This window comes from Cetobacterium somerae (assembly GCF_022430525.1).
Taxonomy (GTDB): Bacteria; Fusobacteriota; Fusobacteriia; order Fusobacteriales; family Fusobacteriaceae; genus Cetobacterium_A.
Map to the genome: position 1 here is coordinate 945,669 of NZ_CP092519.1, position 17,544 is coordinate 963,212.

Annotated in this window: 19 protein-coding genes; 12 read left to right on the forward strand and 7 right to left on the reverse strand. The window is 29.0% G+C overall.

Annotation, left to right across the window (positions count from 1 at the left end; translation table 11 throughout):
• Positions 1-19: 19 nt before the first annotated feature.
• Positions 20-577, reverse strand: a complete 558-nt coding sequence (locus MKD34_RS04260; RefSeq protein WP_240219994.1) for a DJ-1 family glyoxalase III — start codon at positions 575-577, stop codon at positions 20-22.
• A gap of 103 nt (positions 578-680) precedes the next feature.
• Here MKD34_RS04260 and MKD34_RS04265 point away from each other — a divergent pair, with 103 nt between their 5' ends.
• The 7 genes from MKD34_RS04265 to MKD34_RS04295 all read left to right on the forward strand — a co-directional run bounded on the left by MKD34_RS04265 (position 681) and on the right by MKD34_RS04295 (position 6,430).
• Entirely contained in the window at positions 681-1,331 is a 651-nt protein-coding gene (locus tag MKD34_RS04265) for an epoxyqueuosine reductase QueH (RefSeq protein ID WP_240219996.1), read from the forward strand.
• Positions 1,315-2,220 carry a TIGR01212 family radical SAM protein gene (locus MKD34_RS04270; protein ID WP_240219998.1) on the forward strand — a complete coding sequence of 302 codons (906 nt, stop codon included), beginning with the start codon at positions 1,315-1,317 and terminating at the stop codon, positions 2,218-2,220. Before MKD34_RS04265 ends, MKD34_RS04270 begins: the two co-directional genes overlap by 17 nt.
• A gap of 15 nt (positions 2,221-2,235) precedes the next feature.
• Positions 2,236-3,093: a MurR/RpiR family transcriptional regulator gene (locus MKD34_RS04275; protein WP_240220000.1), complete on the forward strand. Its 858-nt coding sequence runs from the start codon at positions 2,236-2,238 to the stop codon at positions 3,091-3,093.
• 118 nt (positions 3,094-3,211) lie between these two features.
• Positions 3,212-4,042: a glucosamine-6-phosphate deaminase gene (gene nagB / locus MKD34_RS04280; protein WP_240220002.1), complete on the forward strand. Its 831-nt coding sequence runs from the start codon at positions 3,212-3,214 to the stop codon at positions 4,040-4,042.
• A 15-nt stretch (positions 4,043-4,057) separates the two neighbouring features.
• A complete protein-coding gene (gene nagA, locus MKD34_RS04285; protein WP_240220003.1) occupies positions 4,058-5,197 on the forward strand; it encodes an N-acetylglucosamine-6-phosphate deacetylase in 1,140 nt (379 codons plus the stop codon).
• A gap of 134 nt (positions 5,198-5,331) precedes the next feature.
• A complete protein-coding gene (locus MKD34_RS04290; protein ID WP_240220005.1) occupies positions 5,332-5,850 on the forward strand; it encodes a YeeE/YedE thiosulfate transporter family protein in 519 nt (172 codons plus the stop codon).
• Between the two features lies 1 nt (position 5,851).
• Positions 5,852-6,430, forward strand: a complete 579-nt coding sequence (locus tag MKD34_RS04295) for a YeeE/YedE thiosulfate transporter family protein (protein ID WP_240220007.1) — start codon at positions 5,852-5,854, stop codon at positions 6,428-6,430.
• 27 nt (positions 6,431-6,457) lie between these two features.
• On the opposite strand, the gene MKD34_RS04300 is transcribed toward MKD34_RS04295, so the two are convergent.
• From MKD34_RS04300 to MKD34_RS04310, 3 genes are all read right to left on the reverse strand, one after another.
• The gene (locus MKD34_RS04300) at positions 6,458-7,294 is read right to left on the reverse strand and encodes an NAD(P)H-hydrate dehydratase (RefSeq protein WP_240220008.1); all 837 of its coding nucleotides are present in this window, start codon (positions 7,292-7,294) and stop codon (positions 6,458-6,460) included.
• Between the two features lie 158 nt (positions 7,295-7,452).
• Positions 7,453-8,445, reverse strand: coding sequence for a tyrosine-type recombinase/integrase (locus MKD34_RS04305; RefSeq protein WP_240218319.1), 993 nt, complete (start codon positions 8,443-8,445; stop codon positions 7,453-7,455).
• 51 nt (positions 8,446-8,496) lie between these two features.
• Positions 8,497-9,177: a pseudouridine synthase gene (locus MKD34_RS04310; RefSeq protein ID WP_240218320.1), complete on the reverse strand. Its 681-nt coding sequence runs from the start codon at positions 9,175-9,177 to the stop codon at positions 8,497-8,499.
• Positions 9,178-9,426: 249 nt separating this feature from the next.
• Here MKD34_RS04310 and MKD34_RS04315 point away from each other — a divergent pair, with 249 nt between their 5' ends.
• Together MKD34_RS04315 and MKD34_RS04320 are read left to right on the forward strand one after the other, a co-directional pair.
• Positions 9,427-9,969 (forward strand): hypothetical protein, encoded by a 543-nt coding sequence (locus tag MKD34_RS04315; protein WP_240218321.1) that lies wholly within the window; start codon positions 9,427-9,429, stop codon positions 9,967-9,969.
• Positions 9,970-9,982: 13 nt separating this feature from the next.
• Positions 9,983-10,411 (forward strand): hypothetical protein, encoded by a 429-nt coding sequence (locus MKD34_RS04320; protein WP_240218322.1) that lies wholly within the window; start codon positions 9,983-9,985, stop codon positions 10,409-10,411.
• A gap of 53 nt (positions 10,412-10,464) precedes the next feature.
• Here the strand turns inward: MKD34_RS04320 and nfo are convergent, their stop codons facing one another.
• The gene (nfo, locus tag MKD34_RS04325) at positions 10,465-11,331 is read right to left on the reverse strand and encodes a deoxyribonuclease IV (RefSeq protein WP_240218323.1); all 867 of its coding nucleotides are present in this window, start codon (positions 11,329-11,331) and stop codon (positions 10,465-10,467) included.
• Positions 11,332-11,495: 164 nt separating this feature from the next.
• Between nfo and MKD34_RS04330 the strand changes: the two genes are divergently transcribed.
• The 3 genes from MKD34_RS04330 to MKD34_RS04340 are packed head-to-tail and all read left to right on the forward strand — an operon-like array spanning position 11,496 to position 15,922.
• Positions 11,496-12,587, forward strand: a complete 1,092-nt coding sequence (locus MKD34_RS04330) for an alanyl-tRNA editing protein (protein ID WP_240218324.1) — start codon at positions 11,496-11,498, stop codon at positions 12,585-12,587.
• A 59-nt stretch (positions 12,588-12,646) separates the two neighbouring features.
• Positions 12,647-13,693, forward strand: a complete 1,047-nt coding sequence (gene rlmN, locus MKD34_RS04335) for a 23S rRNA (adenine(2503)-C(2))-methyltransferase RlmN (protein WP_240218325.1) — start codon at positions 12,647-12,649, stop codon at positions 13,691-13,693.
• An 18-nt stretch (positions 13,694-13,711) separates the two neighbouring features.
• Positions 13,712-15,922 (forward strand): transglycosylase domain-containing protein, encoded by a 2,211-nt coding sequence (locus MKD34_RS04340; RefSeq protein ID WP_240218326.1) that lies wholly within the window; start codon positions 13,712-13,714, stop codon positions 15,920-15,922.
• Positions 15,923-15,981: 59 nt separating this feature from the next.
• Here MKD34_RS04340 and MKD34_RS04345 read toward each other — a convergent pair whose 3' ends face one another.
• Both MKD34_RS04345 and MKD34_RS04350 read right to left on the reverse strand, forming a co-directional pair.
• Positions 15,982-16,779: a Cof-type HAD-IIB family hydrolase gene (locus MKD34_RS04345; RefSeq protein WP_240218327.1), complete on the reverse strand. Its 798-nt coding sequence runs from the start codon at positions 16,777-16,779 to the stop codon at positions 15,982-15,984.
• Between the two features lie 18 nt (positions 16,780-16,797).
• A complete protein-coding gene (locus tag MKD34_RS04350; protein WP_240218328.1) occupies positions 16,798-17,538 on the reverse strand; it encodes a MipA/OmpV family protein in 741 nt (246 codons plus the stop codon).
• Positions 17,539-17,544 lie beyond the last annotated feature (6 nt).

Here is a 17,544-nt window from a genome sequence, read left to right on the forward strand (position 1 = left end):
TTTTTATTTACTAATTTTATTATATAAGTTCCATTCCTTTTTTAACTTTAGTTATAGTAGCTTCATCTACAAAAATACTAGCTAAAGCAAGACCAAACTCCACAGATTTTCCAGCTCCTGGAGAAGTAATTAAGTTTCTATCAACTACAACATCTTTATGCTCGTACTTTTCACTAGCCATCTCCTCTTTAACAGATGTGTGACAAGTAAATTTATAATCTCCAATTAATCCATTTATTCCTAAAGTTGTTGGTCCTCCACAAATAGCTCCAACAAACTTATCATTACTATTTAAATATTCCTTAACAATCTCAACAACTCTTGAATCGCTTCTTAAGTTAACATATCCAGGGAATCCGCCAGGTATAACAACCATTACTCCCTCTTCTACATTAATATCCGAAATATTTATATCAGCAACAACTTTTACTTTTTGAGCTGACTCAACTTCTAAAGTGTTTTCCATAGTAGATACAGTAACCACATTAAGTCCTGCTCTTCTTAAAACGTCTACTGGTGACATCGCTTCAATTAGTTCAAATCCATTAGCTAACATAACAAAAATTTTCTTGTTCATAAAACACCTCCGAAAAATAATTAACTTAATTATATCAGAAACATTAAAAAAACTCTAGGTTATATGATATAATCATAATATAAATGAAAAAAGGAATGATAACATGAAGGTAAATTATGAATTAGAAATGCAAAAAGAACTGGATAAGATAGGTCTTAACAGTGAAAAAAAACTTTTAATACACTCATGTTGTGCACCATGCAGTTGCGCTATACTTGAGTACCTAAAAACATATTTAAATATTGATATATATTTTTATAATCCAAATATAACAGAGAAAGAGGAATACATCACTAGATTAAATGAACAATTTACATTTAATGATGCTATGGAATTTGGAATGACTATAATAGAGGGTGAATATAGTCCAGGTAAAGATTTTATAGAAAAAATTAAAGGATTTGAAAAAGAAAAAGAGGGCGGAGCTAGATGCTATAGATGTTATAAACTTAGAATGGAAGCTACTGCAAAAAAAGCCAAAGAGTTGGGATATGAATATTTTTCAACTGTTTTAAGTATAAGTCCTATGAAAAATGCTCAGTGGATAAATGAGATTGGAATTGAACTTGAAGAAAAGTATGGAGTTAAATTTTTAAGAGGAGATTTTAAAAAGAAAAGCAGATACTTAAGAAGTGTCAATCTATCTAAAGAGCATGAGTTATATAGACAGGATTACTGTGGATGTATATATTCTAAACTTGAGAGAATGGAAAAAGAGAAAGAGAAGGAAAAAGAAAATGGAGAAACACAATAATAGAAGATTTTATTCTTTAAATGATTTTTTTAAAGATGAGTTTAAAGACAAGATATTTAAAGTATCTTTAGATGGTGGATTTACTTGTCCAAATAGAGATGGAAAAGTTGCTCATGGTGGATGTATATTTTGTAGTGACGCTGGAAGTGGAGAATTTGCTGGAAATAGAAGAAAAAGTATAACAGAACAAATTGATGAACAATTAGAGTTTCTAAAAGATAAAGTTAAAGATAAGAAAGTGATAGCTTATTTTCAAAACTTTACAAATACATATGGTGATGTAGAATATTTAAGAGAGATTTATTATGAAGCTTTAAATCATCCTAAAGTTTTAGGATTGGCAATAGGAACTAGACCTGATTGTATAGAGGATGATACTTTAGAACTTTTAAAAGAGATAAATGAAAAACATTTCTTTTGGATAGAGCTAGGTCTTCAAACAATTGATGATAAAGTTGCAAAAATAATAAATAGAGGTTATCCTCTTTCTACATATATTGAAACATCTAAAAAACTAAAAGATAGTGGGATAAAATTTGTTACACATATGATTGTAGGATTACCTACAGAGGAGAGGGAAGATATTTTAAATACAGCAAAATGTATTGTTCAATCTGGTGCTTGGGGAATAAAAATTCACTCTCTTCATATTATAAAAGGAACTCCTTTAGAAAGATTATATAATGATAAAAAATTTAAGGTTTTCACTTTAGATGAATATGTGGATATTGTAGTTACTATATTAAAACTTTTACCTGATAAAATGGTTGTTCATAGAGTAACAGGTGATGGAAAAAAAGATGAGGTTGTTGAACCTAAATGGAGTTTGAATAAAAGGAAAGTTTTAAATGAAATCGAAAAAGAACTTAAAAAGAGAGAGAATATATAACGGAGGTTTTTAAATATGGGTGGAACGCTTATAAAGTTAAAAGAGTTTCAAGAGAGTTTTACTAAAAATGAGAAAAAGATATCTCATTTTTTATTAGAAAATATGGATGAAATAAAAACACTGAATACATATGACTTAGCTGTTAAATGTGATGTGAGTCAAGCATCAGTTGTTAGATTTGCTAAAAAACTTGGATTTAAAGGTTTTCCAGAATTTAAAATAGCTTTAGCTGGAGATTTAGCTATGAAAAATAATGAAAAAGAGATTCAAATAATTTATGATGAAATTAGTGTTGATGACAACACAGAAATGCTTGCTAAAAAAGTTGTTTATGAGAATATAAAAAGTGTAGAGGATACATATAAAGTTTTAAATTTTCAAGAGATAGAAAAAGCTGTCGAAGCTATTGAAAGTGCAAATAGAATATTTCTTTTAGGAGCTGGATTCTCTGGAATAGTAGCAAGAGACTTTCAATATAAACTATGGGAACTAGGAAAAAATGTTATATTTGAAACGGATCAACATATACAATTAACAAATGCTTCTACAGCTCAAGAAGGAGATTTAGTATTTGTAATATCTTACAGTGGTCAAACTTTAGATATATATCAAAGTATTTTAGAGTTTAAAGAAAAAGGTGTAAAGGTAATTACACTAACTAAAGTAGCAACAAATCCTATTAAAGATATTGGAGATATTTCTTTAAGTACAATAGTTGAAAAAAGTAATTTAAGATCTACTTCTCTCTCCTCTAGAATGGCACAATTAACTGTTATTGATATCCTTTATGTAAAATTAATTCAAAGAGATAGAGAAAAAGCAAATAGATTAATTGGAGATGCTGTAGAAAGCGTAAAAAAATTCAAAATGTAAATATAATTCATTTTTATAAAACTTTTTAGAAAAAAAGTTTCTAAAAAGATTGACTTTTTCAAAAATAAATGGTAACTTTATTGTAGAATATGTAAACAATTCAAGGGAGTGATTTAGAATGAGAGTAATTATAACTGAGAAAAATATTGGGGACTGGGCAGCAGTTTATGTTGCAAAGAAAATATTAGCTGCAAAGCCAACTGCAGAGAAGCCATTTGTATTAGGTTTACCAACTGGGGGAACACCTTTAGCTATGTATAAAAGATTAATTCAGTTTTATCAAGATGGAATTATATCTTTTGAAAATGTAGTAACATTTAATATGGATGAGTATGTTGGATTATCTCCAGCCAATGATCAAAGTTACCATTACTATATGTACGAAAATTTCTTTAAGCATATAGATGCAAAAGAGGAAAATATCAATATATTAAATGGATTAGCAACTGATTACAAAAAAGAATGTGAAGATTACGAAGCAAAAATAAAAGCTATCGGAGGAATCGATTTATTTTTAGGAGGAATTGGACCTGATGGACACATTGCTTTCAATGAGCCAGGATCATCTTTAAGTTCAAGAACTAGAGATAAAGAGTTAACTATGGATACAATAATTGCAAATGCTAGATTCTTCGGTGGAGATATAGATAGAGTTCCTAAGTTATCTTTAACTGTTGGAGTTGGAACTATTCTTGATGCAAAAGAAGTTTTAATAATGGTTAATGGACATAACAAAGCAAGAGCATTACACCATGCAGTTGAGCAAGGTGTAAATCATATGTGGACTATCAGTGCACTTCAATTACATCCAAAAGGAATTATCGTTTCAGATGAAGCTGCTTGTACAGAGTTAAAAGTTGGAACTTATAGATACTTTAAAGATATTGAAAAGAGTAATTTAGATACAGATTTATTAATAGAAGAGTTATACAAAAGTTGTGGAAAATAGGGAGATGAACTAGTAATGAAAGCTATTATAAATGGAGAATTATTTATAGGAAATAAGTTTTATACTGGAAAAGTTTTAATAATGGATGGAGAGAGAATAGTTGATATCATACCTCAAGAGGAGTTAATAACTACTTATGGAAATATCGAAACTATCGATGCTGAAAATGCATATGTAACTCCAGGGTTTATAGATTTACAACTAAATGGTTGTGGAGGAGTTTTATTTAATGATGATATATCATTAGAAACTTTAGATACAATGCATAAAACTAATTTAAAATATGGATGTACTTCTTTTACTCCAACACTTATTACAACTGGAGACGAAAGTATCGAGAAAGCTATTGAATTAGTTAAAGGTATTGAGAATAAAGGTAAATATGGAGTTGTTGGACTACATATAGAAGGACCATATATCTCTTTACAAAAAAAGGGAATTCATAACCCTAAATTTATAAGAAAAGCTGATGAAGCTATGATAGATAAAATGATTGAAGCTGGAAAAGAAAATGTAAGAATAGTTACATTAGCTCCAGAAAATACAGATAAAAAAATAATTTCGAAACTAAACGCAGCTGGAATACATGTAGCAGTAGGACATTCTAACGCATCTTATGAGCAAGTGAAAGAAAAAGAAGGTTTCGGAATAACTCTTGCAACTCACCTATACAATGGAATGTCATCTTTCAACCACAGAGAGCCTGGAGTTGTAGGTGCTGTATTTGATAGCGATATTAAAGCTGGAGTAATTGCTGATGGATTCCACTGTCACTACTCTGCTATAAAATCAGCTATTAAAATTATGGGAGAAAGATTATATTTAGTTACTGATGCTGTTGCTCCTGTTGGAACAGATATGGAATACTTCTACTTTGAAGGAAACAAAGTTTTCTATAAAGATGGAAAGTGTTTTGGAGAGGATGGAACTTTAGGTGGTTCTGCACTAACTATGGATGCTGGAGTTAGAAACTTAGTTAAATATTGTGATATAACTTTAGAAGAAGCTGTAAGAATGGCGACTTTATATCCTGCAAAAGCTGTAAATATTGATAACGAGTACGGAAAGCTACAACCTGGATGTTTTGCTGATATCGTATTTTTAGATAAACATTTAAGACTTAAAAAGGTTATTGCAAAGGGAGAATTAGTATAGTTTGACAAGGGGTAGATTATTCTACCTCTTTTTTTATATAAATTATAAAAAAGAAAAAATAATTTTTTATCGAATAAACTTATACATATGTAGAGTTATACAAAAATGACTCTTTTTAAGGAGGGTAAAAAATTATGAAAAGAAAATGGCTTTTAAAAGGTATTTTTTTAGGAAGTGTCTTTTTTATATCTATACTACTTATAAAACCAATTGGAATTTCAACTCAATTTAGTGTAGCCTCTGGAATGATTCATTCTGCTTTTCAAGATGATATAATTTTTAGAGAAGGAGCTGAATTTTATAGTTTGATTGATTATTACAATCAAGATGGAATTGCTAAAAGCATAATGATTCCATATAATTACGGAATCATATTTGCTGTTGGAATTTTTTTAGGGGGTATGTTAGGAAGAATATTTTTTAGAAAAAAAGAGGAGTTTATAGAAAAGGAAAGCTTATTAGAAAAAGATGGAATATCTAGAGTTAAACTTTTTCTAGGTGGAGTACTTTTACTTTTTGGAGCTAGAATGGCGGGTGGATGTACAAGCGGACATATGATGAGTGGAATTATGCAACTATCTGTAAGTAGTATTATTTTTACAATAATTTTATTTCCAATAGCTATAGTTGTTGCTAAAAGGATAGGTGAATAATATGAGAAATCTATTTTTTGATAATGTACCACTTTTAGGATTAATACTAGGTTTACTTTTCGGATTAGCATTATATTATGCTGGAGCAACGAATAGAGTTATTATATCTAAAATGTTAAAACTTCAAGATTTGACTCTTATGAAAATAATTGTTTTCGCCATAGGATTTAGTATGTTTCTTCTATATTTAAGTGTAGCTTTAAATATAATTCCTTTAGATCATTTTAGTATTAAACCTATGAATTTTGGAGTTGTACTAGGAAGTGCAATTTTAGCTTTAGGTTTCGGAATGATTGGACTTTGTCCTGGAACTGCAATTGCAAGTTTTGGAGCTGGATATTTAAAAAGTATATATGTTATTTTAGGGGGATTAATTGGAGCTTTTCTTTTTACACTCACTTATCCCGTATTAAATAGTATCGGACTTTTTAAAAATGTTATAGGTGGTAAAACTACTTTACTATTTTTATCTGAAAAGTATAATTTTCTTTTTCATGGAACACCTTGGATAGGAGTATTTATAGGAATTGTTTTAATTGCAATATCTCTAGCTATCCCTTATTCTTTAGATAAAGAATAGAGGAAGATTAAAATAAAGGTATAGAGCTTAAAACTCTATACCTTTTATAATTTTGGGAAGTATATTTACTACATCAGTTGGAGTTATACAATGATAACTTTTTGAAAAATACTCTCCACTTTTTCCATGTATATATGCTCCTAATAAAGTTGCATCTAAAGGTGAATATTTCTGACTTATAAAAGATCCGATTATTCCACTTAAAACATCACCCATTCCTCCTGTTGCCATAACACTATTTCCTGTTGTGTTTATAAAAATATCTTCTCCGTTAGTGATTAAAGTTTTATGGTCTTTTAAAAGTAATATACAATTATACTTTTGGGCAAACTCTTTTGCGATGGCTACTCTATTTACTTTTATGTATTCTATATCTAAATTTGTAAGTCTTGAAAACTCCCCATAGTGAGGTGTTAAAATTGTAGGATAAGTTCTATTTTTTAAAAAATCTAGATTATTATTTTTAGCTAACATAGTTAATCCATCTGCATCAACAACTATAGGTTTTGGAAAATTTGAAAGTAACTCTTTTAAAAGATGCTCATTTTTTTGATTTATTCCAAATCCACTTCCAAAAACTATAGATGAGAATCTTTCTAAATTATCCAATATATTCATCTCATCTAAATTAAGCAACATAACTTCGTTTAGTTTTATAGAGAAAATATCAAAAGTTTCACGATAAGTTCCTAAAGTTGTAAGTCCTGAACCAGATTTTACAGCACCCATACTTGCAAAAAATCCAGCTCCAACCATTCCAGAACTTCCACATAAAATCAGAGTATGACCAAAATCACCTTTATATGATTCTAACTCTCTAGGTTTATAGATCTCTTTTACATAATCTAAATCTATAAAATTCATATAAAAACCTCCTTAAATTATTCGAAATAATAATTATCTTTTATTTGTTAAAAATAAACTACATATAATGTTAATTATATGTAGTTTCATTTCGTGAATAACAGTTATTTACATTAAAATTAGTTGTATAAATAAATAATATAGCTTTTAAATATCGTTTAAAAGTCTTCATCAATAGATTGCACAGGTATTTTATCAAGGACCTTCTTTTCGATTAATGATTTTGCATTTATATAAACTTCGGTAACTTTTGTATCTGAGTGACCTAAAAAGTCTCTAATCTCTATTAAATCCGCTCCATTTAATGAAAGTTCAGTTGCAATAGCATGACGAATATTATGTGGACTAATATCTTTATTTATAACTTGTCCCATTTCTTGAATAACATTATACAAAGCTCTATATGATAATGGTCTATTTTTTTCAAAAGAACTACAAAAAAGATATCTCTCTTCTAACTCATCTTCGTCCATTCCATACACATTAATTATATAATTTTTATAGTCTGCAATTTTGTTTATTAGAAAATTATGTAGTGGTTTATATTGTTCTCTTCCACTTTTCGTTTTTTCTAATTTTACAAAATACTCTCCATTTCTTTTCAATATATGTTTAAACTGCAAAGATAAAAGTTCTTGACTTCTCATTCCCGTGTAAAAAAGCGTGTGTAAAATAAGAGTGTTTCTATACTCCTTTTCTCCACTCACTTTATAATTTTTTAAGATCTCTTTTATGTCATCAAAAGATACCTTTAATATATTATCTAAATTTCTTGCTGTTTTAAAAAGTCCAATATATTTAAATGGATTATCATATCCATTTTTTTCCAACTCTTTATAAAGAGATTTTAAAGATGATATAACTTTATTCACAGATGTTTTTTTCATCTCCCGCTCATTTAAAAGATGAGATAAATAATCCTCTATATCACTTTTCTCTATTCCAGTCATAAGTTCAATTATCTCATCCCCTTCTATTGGAGAATCACCATCATAAACATAAGTTAAAAAATCTTTTAGATAGAAAAAATAATCTTTCATTGTTTTGGGAGATTTGTATATTTCAAATATACTCTTTTTCTCCTCTTTACTTTTTTTCTTTCTACGCTGGGTACTTATTTCATGTTTTTCTTTAATAACTATCTCGTTCAATGTTCCTCCTAAAAAAGTCCTATCATTTTATTTATGGAAATTTATAGAAAATTATATAACATCGTCTCTTTCGATCTCTCTAACTTCACACGGAACCATATCCTCTAAAGTTAATTTTCCAAAAGTCTCTCTTTTTAAATATGTAACTTCATTACCAACAGCTTTTAACATTTTTTTTACTTGATGGAATTTCCCCTCTTTTATATTTAAAAGTATCTCCTTTGAGTTTACAATTTCAGCTTTTGCAGGTTGAGTTATATAACCACCAATATCTACTCCTGCTTCAAGTTTTTCAATCTCTCCCTCTCCAATATCATCTCTTAAAGAAACACGATATATTTTATCCACATGTTTTTTAGGAGAAGTTAACTCATGAGCTAACTTCCCATCGTTTGTAAAGAAAAGTAATCCTTCAGTATCTTTATCCAATCTTCCAACTGGAAATAAATCTTTTTTATTTACCCATTCAGGTAACAGTTCCATTACAGTTTTTTCTTTTTTATCTTCAGTAGCAGTTATATATCCATCTATTTTATATAGCTTGTAATATCTAAACTCTTTATATACAACTCTTCTACCCTTATACTCTACAACTGTATTTTTCTCATCTATATTTTTATTGTTATCTTTACAGATACATCCATCTATAGTTATTTCAGCAGAAGATATCAGTTTCTTTACCTCACTTCTACTTCCAATTCCACACTCTACTAAAAATTTATCTAATCTCAATTTTAATCCTCCTAAATAGTAATAATATAATTATAATTCTTATAATTTATAAAATCAAGTTTTATAATTTTTAATTTATTTTTAAGGTTAGTTTTTATATGTATATTTTTTCAAAATGAGTTTAAATACAAAATTACAAATTACAAAAAATAATAATATTTTTAAATTTTTAGTTGTTCAACTAATTAAAGTTGTGATATAATAAGTAGCAAATATTTTAATTCTTATTTTTCAGGAGGGTATACAAAAATGGTTGATTTCAAAAAAATTGATTTAATGATAGAATACATCGAAGAGGGAACTATTCCAGAAGGTAAGAGTTTCAATGAATTTGCAATAGACTTTTATCTTGAAACAAAAACTTTAACTTTATCAAAATATCTAAGATTAAAAGATAGAAGTTCAAAGTTACCTAAAATTATGAATACTAAAAAAGCTGGAGAGGTTCTTTTTGAAACAGAAAAAAATGATGAGATGAAATCATTTCTATCTAGAAAAGGATTTAAGACTCTTCCAGAACTTAACTATACAGCAGTTATGCTTCTTAGAAAAGTAGATCTTTTTACAAATTGGCAAAAACTTGTTTATTTCTTCGAAGGTGGAAGAACAATACAAGAGATTAACAGCTCATTAAAAAAAGAATTACTACCTATGGAAGTTGAAAAGTTAGAAAGGTTTATAAAAGATGAACTTCGTCTGAACGACCAAGAACTTAACTGGTTTTTAGGAAAAATGGAAAAAGTCGAAAAAGATAAAGCTTTATATAGAGCTATAAGAAAACTTACTAAATAGGGAGAACAAAATTATGAAAAAATTATTATGTGGATTTTTATTACTTTCATCTTTAGCTTTTGCATCAGATGTTTCTAGAAAAGAAGCAAACGCACTAAAAGATAGATTAAAGATGTATACTACAGGATATCAAAAAAGAGCTTTTTCTATGAAAAATCACTTAGGAAAAAGAGAGATTGTTATAGATTCTAAATTAAGAGACTTACCACAAACTTCAAGAACTGCTTTTGGTGATAATAAATACAATAGATCTGGTGATTGGGAAATGAATAGAGAGAAGAGAGGAATTCAATACTTCTCAGTTCCTGGAACAACTAGAAGAAAAGCTGTACAAAAAATAGATGGAAAATATGTTGTATTCTTCTACAACGCTATTGGTAAAAATGATAACATGGTTGAAGATACATTAGAAGATGTAAAAAAGGCATTAGAGAGAAACTAATCTCTATAAATCAGATATATAAAAAGACACAGAATTTTCTGTGTCTTTATTTTTTAATCTACTAAACTTCTAAGTAGTTCAATCTCTTGTTTCCAAATAGTTTCATCTATTGTCTCCATAACTATTGGAATATTTCTAAATCTATCATCATTCATAAATCTTTTAAAGAAGTCCATACCAAGAGTTCCCTCTCCTATACTGTGATGTCTATCTTTTTTACTTCCTACTCCAAACATAGAGTCATTTAAGTGTATTCCTTTTAGATATTTAAATCCAACAATATTTTCAAAAGCATCCATAGTTGAATTATATTCCTCCTCTGTTGAAAGAGCATATCCCGCTGCTACTGTATGACACGTATCTAAACAAACACCTATTCTAGTTTTATCTTCTATAAGATTTATTATATCTCTTAAATGTTCAAATTTATAACCCATATTTGAACCTTGTCCTGCTGTATTTTCTAAAACAACTATAACATTTGGAACAGCTTTATGTGCTTTATTTATTGAATCAGCTATAAGTTTTACACACTCATCTTCACTTATCTCTTTTAGATGACTTCCTGGGTGAGTATTCAGATATATAAGTCCTAATTGATTTACTCTTTCCATCTCATCTAAAAAAGCATTTAATGACTTCTCTCTTTTTTCCTCATCAGGACTTCCTAAGTTTATAAGATATCCATCATGTGGTAAAATTTGCTCTGGAGTAAACTTGTATCTTCTCATAGCATCTTTAAACTCTAAAATTTCATCTTCTGTATATGGTTTAGCATCCCATCTTCTCTGATTTTTAACAAACATTCCAAATCCATTTGCATCTATAGCCATTGCATTTTTAAAAGCATTAGCTACTCCACCTTGTATAGATACATGGGCACCTAAATATGTATTTTTAATTTTTTCCTCTCTTGTCATATATACACCTCTATCTAAATTGATTATTATTTTACTATTCGTATATAGTATAACACAATCTATACTTTTTGAATAGACAATGAAATTAAAATACTTTCTTGAAATAGATTGAAATACTTAGGATATCGTTATAAAATAAAGTATCAAAACATTTAGGAGGAGCTATGATTAAAATACTTTCTTGTATAAAAGAAAAAGATAATTGGATTATTGAAGTAGAGTCACATAATCTATATATAGACGGTAAGGGTGGACAAATAGGAGATCAAGGTTATATAGGGGATACAAAATTTTTAACTGTTATAGATGATAAAAAAATTATAGTTGAAAATGAAATTGCTCCAGGTGTATATACATATACAGTAGATACTAATAGAGTTTTTGATATAGGGGTACAACATACAGCTCAACATCTTTTTTCTGCTATAGCATATAATGACTATGGATTAAATACTGTTGGATTTAGAATGACTGAAACTTATACAACAGTGGATTTAGATTCTAAAGATTTAGATGAAAACTTCGTAGACGAATTAGAAAGAAAAATTAATAGTGCTATAGGAGAGGGTAGGGCTATTTTAGAAAAAATAGTTACTAGAGATGAAGCTAACTCTATTGATACATTTAGAAAAAAAATAAGTGATAAAGTTACTGGTGATGTTAGAATTATAACTATAGATAATATGGATACAAGTGCTTGTGCTGGATATCATGTATCTGACATATCAGAGATTAGAGTATTCAAAATTATAAGTTTTGAAAAAATCAAAGGAAATTATACTAGATTCTATTTCTTAAGTGGAGAGAGAGCTATTGAGGATTTTGTTAAAAAAAATAAAACTATTAAAGAATTAGATAGAATATTTAGTTGTAGAGATAACGAAATAATTTCTATGGTAGAAAAATTTAATAACGAAAAGAAAGAAGTTGAAAGTAGATTTAAAGAGTTAAATTTAAAATATTGTAATTTTTTATCTAGAGATCTATTAAGTTCAGCTATTGAAAAGGATGATAGAAAATATATAGTATATAAAGATGATAAGGATACAATAACAAACTTAAATAAAATTATACCAGGTGATTATATTTTTATAGGTATTTGGGAAGATGCTGGAGTAATATCTAGTAAAGCTATTGACTGTGGTGAATTATTAAAGGAGTTTTCTAAAGTTCTAAACATAAAAGGTGGAGGAAAAGGAGAGAGAGCTAACTTTAAAGGAGAGGTTTCAGTAGCGGAGATTACAAATATATTGTAAAAGTCTGAAATATCTGTTATAATGGAAATTAGGTATTTATTAGTAACAATGGAGGAAATATGTCAAATAAAATAAATTTACTTAATTTAAACGAACAAGAGCTTACAGACTTTATAGTTTCTTTAGGAATGAAGAAATTTTACGGAAAACAAATCTTTACATGGTTAAACCAAAAAATAGTTAGAGATATTAACGATATGACAAACATATCATTAAAGGATAGAGAATTACTTTCTGAGAAAGCTTACATCCCTTTCTTAAACCTATTAAAACACCAAGTTTCTAAAATAGATAAAACTGAAAAGTTTTTATTTAAATTAGAAGATGGAAATACAATTGAAAGTGTTATCTTAAGACACAAAGACAGAACAACTCTTTGTATCTCATCTCAAGTTGGATGTGCTGTTAAGTGTGGATTCTGTGCCACAGGTCTTGGTGGATTTACAAGAAACTTAGATGTACACGAGATTACAAACCAGTTCTATACAATTGAAAGAAGACTATTAAAGCAAGGATTACAAATTAACAACATTGTATTTATGGGTATGGGAGAACCTATGCTTAACATTGATAATGTTATAAAAGCTATTGATATCTTATCAAGTGAAAAAGGAGTAAACGTTTCTAAGAGAAGAATTACAATTTCAACTTCTGGAATTATTCCTGGAATTGAGAAGTTATTAGAAGAGAGAATCCCAGTAGAATTAGCTATATCTTTACACAGTGCTATTGATGAAAAGAGAAGCGAGTTAATGCCAATTAATACAAAATATCCATTAGAGGATTTATTCCCAATATTACAAGAGTATCAAAGACAAACTAAAAGAAGAATCACTTTTGAGTATATCTTAATCAATGACTTCAACGTTTCTGATAACGATATTGCTTACTTAGCTGACTTCGTTCACAACTTTGATCATATATTAAATCTTATTCCATGTAATCCAGTAGATGGAAAAGATTACCAAAGACCTTCTCAAAAGAAAATTGAAAAAATCTTCAATTACTTAAAAGATTTTAGAAAAGTAAACGTAACTGTTAGAGGAGAAAAGGGAACTGATATAGACGGTGCTTGTGGACAATTAAGACAAAAAAATCTAAAATAATTAAAATGGAGATATTTTATGAAATGGAAAATTCTTAAGTATGTTGCCATATTTATTGTATCTTTAGGTATTGTTGGAGGGATTGGAGCAAGTCTTTTAGTAAATAAATACTATAAAGAACTACCAAATGTTTCAGAGCTAGTTGAGAATTATAGTCCTCCTATTCCTACTACAATTTATGATAGAAATGGACAAGTAATTGATGTTATTTCAAAAGAAACAAGAGAACCTGTGGGGATAGAACATATACCACAAAATTTACAAAATGCTTTTATAGCCATAGAGGATAGACAGTTTTTAACACACTATGGAATTGATCCATTTAGAATTTTAGGTTCTGCTATAGTTAACTTAAAATCTGGAAGAGCAGCTCAGGGTGGAAGTACAATAACTCAGCAATTAGCTAGAAATGCTTTTCTGTCTCATGAAAAAAAGTTCTCTAGAAAAATAAAAGAGATTATAATCACATTTGAAATTGAAAGAAAGTATACAAAAGATGAAATAATGGAGAAGTATCTAAATGAAATTTATTTCGGTTCTGGTGCTTATGGTGTAAAAACAGCTGCTCATAACTTCTTTAGAAAAGATGTTAATGATGTTAATCTAGCTGAGTCTGCTCTGTTAGCAGGAATTCCAAATAGACCAAATATGTACAATCCAAGAACTAATTTAGAGAAATCTTTAGTTAGACAGAAACTTATATTAAAACAAATGGAAAAGTTTGGTTTAATAACCGAAGCTGAATATAATGAAGCTTTGAATCATAAGTTTGTCAATGAATCAAAAGCTTCATCAAAAGATTTTAAAGATAAGAACACTACAATAATTTATGATGCTCTTGATAAGAAAATAGAATTTAACGCTCCTGACTTTACAGATTTAGTTCAGAAGTTTCTATTTGAAAATTTTGAAGAAAAACAAATTTATAATGATGGACTTCTTGTTGAAACTACTTTGGATTTAAATATTCAAAAAGTTGCTAAAGATAAATTTGAGAACTATCCACGTTTAAAAAATGATAAAAAACTTCAAGGTGCAATGGTAACTATTGACGCTAAAAATGGAGAAGTTATAAGTATTATCGGTGGAAAGAACTTTAAAACTGGTAACTTCAATAGAGCAGTTCAAGCTAAACGTCAAGTAGGTTCATCTTTTAAACCTTTTATTTACTACACAGCTTTAGAAAAAGGTTTTGAAGAAAATTTAGTTGTAGAAGATTCAAGAATTGTATTTGGAACTTGGGCTCCTAGAAACTTTGGAGAGAGATATTATAACGGTATGACTTTAATGCAAGGTTTTGATAAATCTCAAAATATAGTTTCTATAAAACTTTTAAATAAAGTTGGAATTCCAGCTCTTATGGATACTATGAAGAAAATTGATGCTGGATTTGTTGTACCAAATAACTTAACAGCAGCTTTAGGAACAACAGAGGGAACTCCTTTACAGGTAGCTCAATCATATGCGGTTTTTGCAAATGGTGGATATTCAATTAAACCATTCTATGTTACAAAGGTATCTGATAAATTTGGAAATACTCTATATGAGGCTAAACCTCAAATAGAACAAAAATTTGAAAGTGCAGATATTGCTCTTATGACTAATATGATGAAAAACTCTGTTAAGCAGGGAACAAGTAGAAGTGCTCAAGTTAAAATAAATAATGTTCCTATTGAACAAGGAGGAAAAACTGGTACTACAAATAATTCTAGAACAGTTTGGTACTCAGGTATGACTCCAGATTATGTTACAACAATATATGTTGGATATGATAACAATGATCCTTTATATAAAGCAACAGGAGGGGGAGTAGCAGCACCTCTTTGGAAAAATTTCTACCAAGAGATTATTGAAAAAGGTTACTACACTCCAACTACATTTACATTCTTAGATAACCATGTTAAAAATGGAGATTTAACTTATCAAGAGTTAGATCCTATATCTGGATTATTAAACGGTAGTCCTTCTGATAAAACTTTCTTATTAAGAAGAGGAAGAATTGCAGTTGAAAAAGATAGTAAATATGCAAATGGTATTGCAGGTGTTCTTGGATACTATGTTCCTACTCAAGAGACAACTTCAAAAAATGAAGCTATGTCTTCTGAAGAAGTAACTGGTCCAGCTACACAACAAGTTACTCAACCAGTTCAACAGCAAAAACAACAAAAACCTCAACAACAAAAGAAAGAGGAGAAAAAAGGATTCTTCCAAAGATTATTCAATTTCTAAATATACAAAAGGAGAGAGAAGTTAAGTCTTCTCTCTCCTTTCTATTTTATATAATCTTTTTATAAGAATATCTCTTGAAGTTTCTTTGCTACTCCATTTTCTGCATTTGTTTTTATTACTTCATTTTCAGGTAATAAAGCCTTTAGTCTTGGACTTCCATTTCCCATGATAAATCCTTTTCCTACAGATGATAGCATTTCAAGGTCATTTAATCCATCTCCAAAAGCGATTGTTTCTTTAAGATCAATCCCTTCAGCTTTTAAAACTTCCTCTATTGCACTAGCTTTTGAAACTCCCTCTCTCATAACCTCTAAACAAGATCCAAGTGAAAGAGTGATATTTAATCCCTGGTGGAATTGTTTTCTTAATTTTTTCTCTAACTCAGAGATATGCTCTTCATCGTCACATATAAAGAAAAATTTTGTAATCTCTTTTCCTACTAAAGATTGGAAAGGAGCTATTACATGATGAAATCCAGACTCTTTGTGGAAAACTAATGCTTCCTCTAAAGGTTTTTCAGCATACCACTCTTCATCTAAATAAACATTCTTATGTAAGTTCTCATTATAGTTATAGTTTAATAACTCCTTAGATAAGTGAGCTGGAATATTGTGAGATATAATCTCTTTGTTATTATAGTCATGCACCTTAGCACCGTTTGAAGTGATTAAGAAACTATCTAACTCTAACATATCTTTAAATGTTATTGCATCATTGTGATGTCTTCCAGTAGCTATTATAAACTTCACTCCAGAATTTACAACTTTTCTTATAGTTTCTTTTGTTTCTTCAGATATAGTGTGATGCTCATTTAATAGTGTTCCATCTAAGTCACATATAATTGCTTTGTATTTCATTTGTTCTCCTTAAAATTTTTAGAAATAGTATTTTGCTCCTATTCCTACTAAATATAAAACTCCATCGTCTACAATAGGTGAGTCTGAAATTTCACTACTGAATTTCTCAACACCTAAAAATGCCATAAGAGCTACGTTGTCAGTTAATCTATAGTCAGCTGTTAAGTTAAGCCCTATTGAATAAGCTGCATCCGCTTTATAAGCTCTATCAATTTTGCTATTTCTTCTAGCCTCATCTGAAGTTACACCAAAGTAATAATCAGTATAATCTCCCGAGTATCCTTTAACGTGAATAGAAGGAACTATTGTAAGTTTGTCATCTACTCTATAAGCTTTAAACGCACTTATTTTTCCCTCTCCTCCGTGTTCTCCAACTTGAGCAGAAAGACCAGTTCTAACTCCATAGAATCCAGTTTCAGCATCTAATCTAATTCCAAACATAGCTTGGAACTTTCTATCATCTATATTATCGTATCCTCTTGCTAAATCAGCTCCATCTACAGCAAATCCAGCTAATGGATCAACAAATAGTGACGCAGCAAAGGCGTCATCTCTATAAAATGAATATCCTATAGTTGCACCTTTAACATATAAATCATAATAGTTAATATCTAATAATGGCATTGGGTATGCTTTATCTTCTGCACCTTTATAGATACTGTCTGAAACTCCTACTCCAGCTCCAATTCCAAATTTATTTTCAGCTAATGCTGTAGCAGAAAGTGTCAATGCTAATAACCCCATTAATATTTTCTTCATATTAAT

Excerpts from the sequence above, each read along its gene's own strand:
- MKD34_RS04260 (WP_240219994.1), bottom strand. The coding sequence starts at position 577 with ATGAACAAGAAAATTTTTGTTATGTTAGCTAATGGATTTGAACTAATT.
- MKD34_RS04265 (WP_240219996.1), top strand. The coding sequence starts at position 681 with ATGAAGGTAAATTATGAATTAGAAATGCAAAAAGAACTGGATAAGATA.
- MKD34_RS04270 (WP_240219998.1), top strand. The coding sequence starts at position 1,315 with ATGGAGAAACACAATAATAGAAGATTTTATTCTTTAAATGATTTTTTT.
- MKD34_RS04275 (WP_240220000.1), top strand. The coding sequence starts at position 2,236 with ATGGGTGGAACGCTTATAAAGTTAAAAGAGTTTCAAGAGAGTTTTACT.
- nagB (WP_240220002.1), top strand. The coding sequence starts at position 3,212 with ATGAGAGTAATTATAACTGAGAAAAATATTGGGGACTGGGCAGCAGTT.
- nagA (WP_240220003.1), top strand. The coding sequence starts at position 4,058 with ATGAAAGCTATTATAAATGGAGAATTATTTATAGGAAATAAGTTTTAT.
- MKD34_RS04290 (WP_240220005.1), top strand. The coding sequence starts at position 5,332 with ATGAAAAGAAAATGGCTTTTAAAAGGTATTTTTTTAGGAAGTGTCTTT.
- MKD34_RS04295 (WP_240220007.1), top strand. The coding sequence starts at position 5,852 with ATGAGAAATCTATTTTTTGATAATGTACCACTTTTAGGATTAATACTA.
- MKD34_RS04300 (WP_240220008.1), bottom strand. The coding sequence starts at position 7,294 with ATGAATTTTATAGATTTAGATTATGTAAAAGAGATCTATAAACCTAGA.
- MKD34_RS04315 (WP_240218321.1), top strand. The coding sequence starts at position 9,427 with ATGGTTGATTTCAAAAAAATTGATTTAATGATAGAATACATCGAAGAG.
- MKD34_RS04320 (WP_240218322.1), top strand. The coding sequence starts at position 9,983 with ATGAAAAAATTATTATGTGGATTTTTATTACTTTCATCTTTAGCTTTT.
- nfo (WP_240218323.1), bottom strand. The coding sequence starts at position 11,331 with ATGACAAGAGAGGAAAAAATTAAAAATACATATTTAGGTGCCCATGTA.
- MKD34_RS04330 (WP_240218324.1), top strand. The coding sequence starts at position 11,496 with ATGATTAAAATACTTTCTTGTATAAAAGAAAAAGATAATTGGATTATT.
- rlmN (WP_240218325.1), top strand. The coding sequence starts at position 12,647 with ATGTCAAATAAAATAAATTTACTTAATTTAAACGAACAAGAGCTTACA.
- MKD34_RS04340 (WP_240218326.1), top strand. The coding sequence starts at position 13,712 with ATGAAATGGAAAATTCTTAAGTATGTTGCCATATTTATTGTATCTTTA.
- MKD34_RS04345 (WP_240218327.1), bottom strand. The coding sequence starts at position 16,779 with ATGAAATACAAAGCAATTATATGTGACTTAGATGGAACACTATTAAAT.
- MKD34_RS04350 (WP_240218328.1), bottom strand. The coding sequence starts at position 17,538 with ATGAAGAAAATATTAATGGGGTTATTAGCATTGACACTTTCTGCTACA.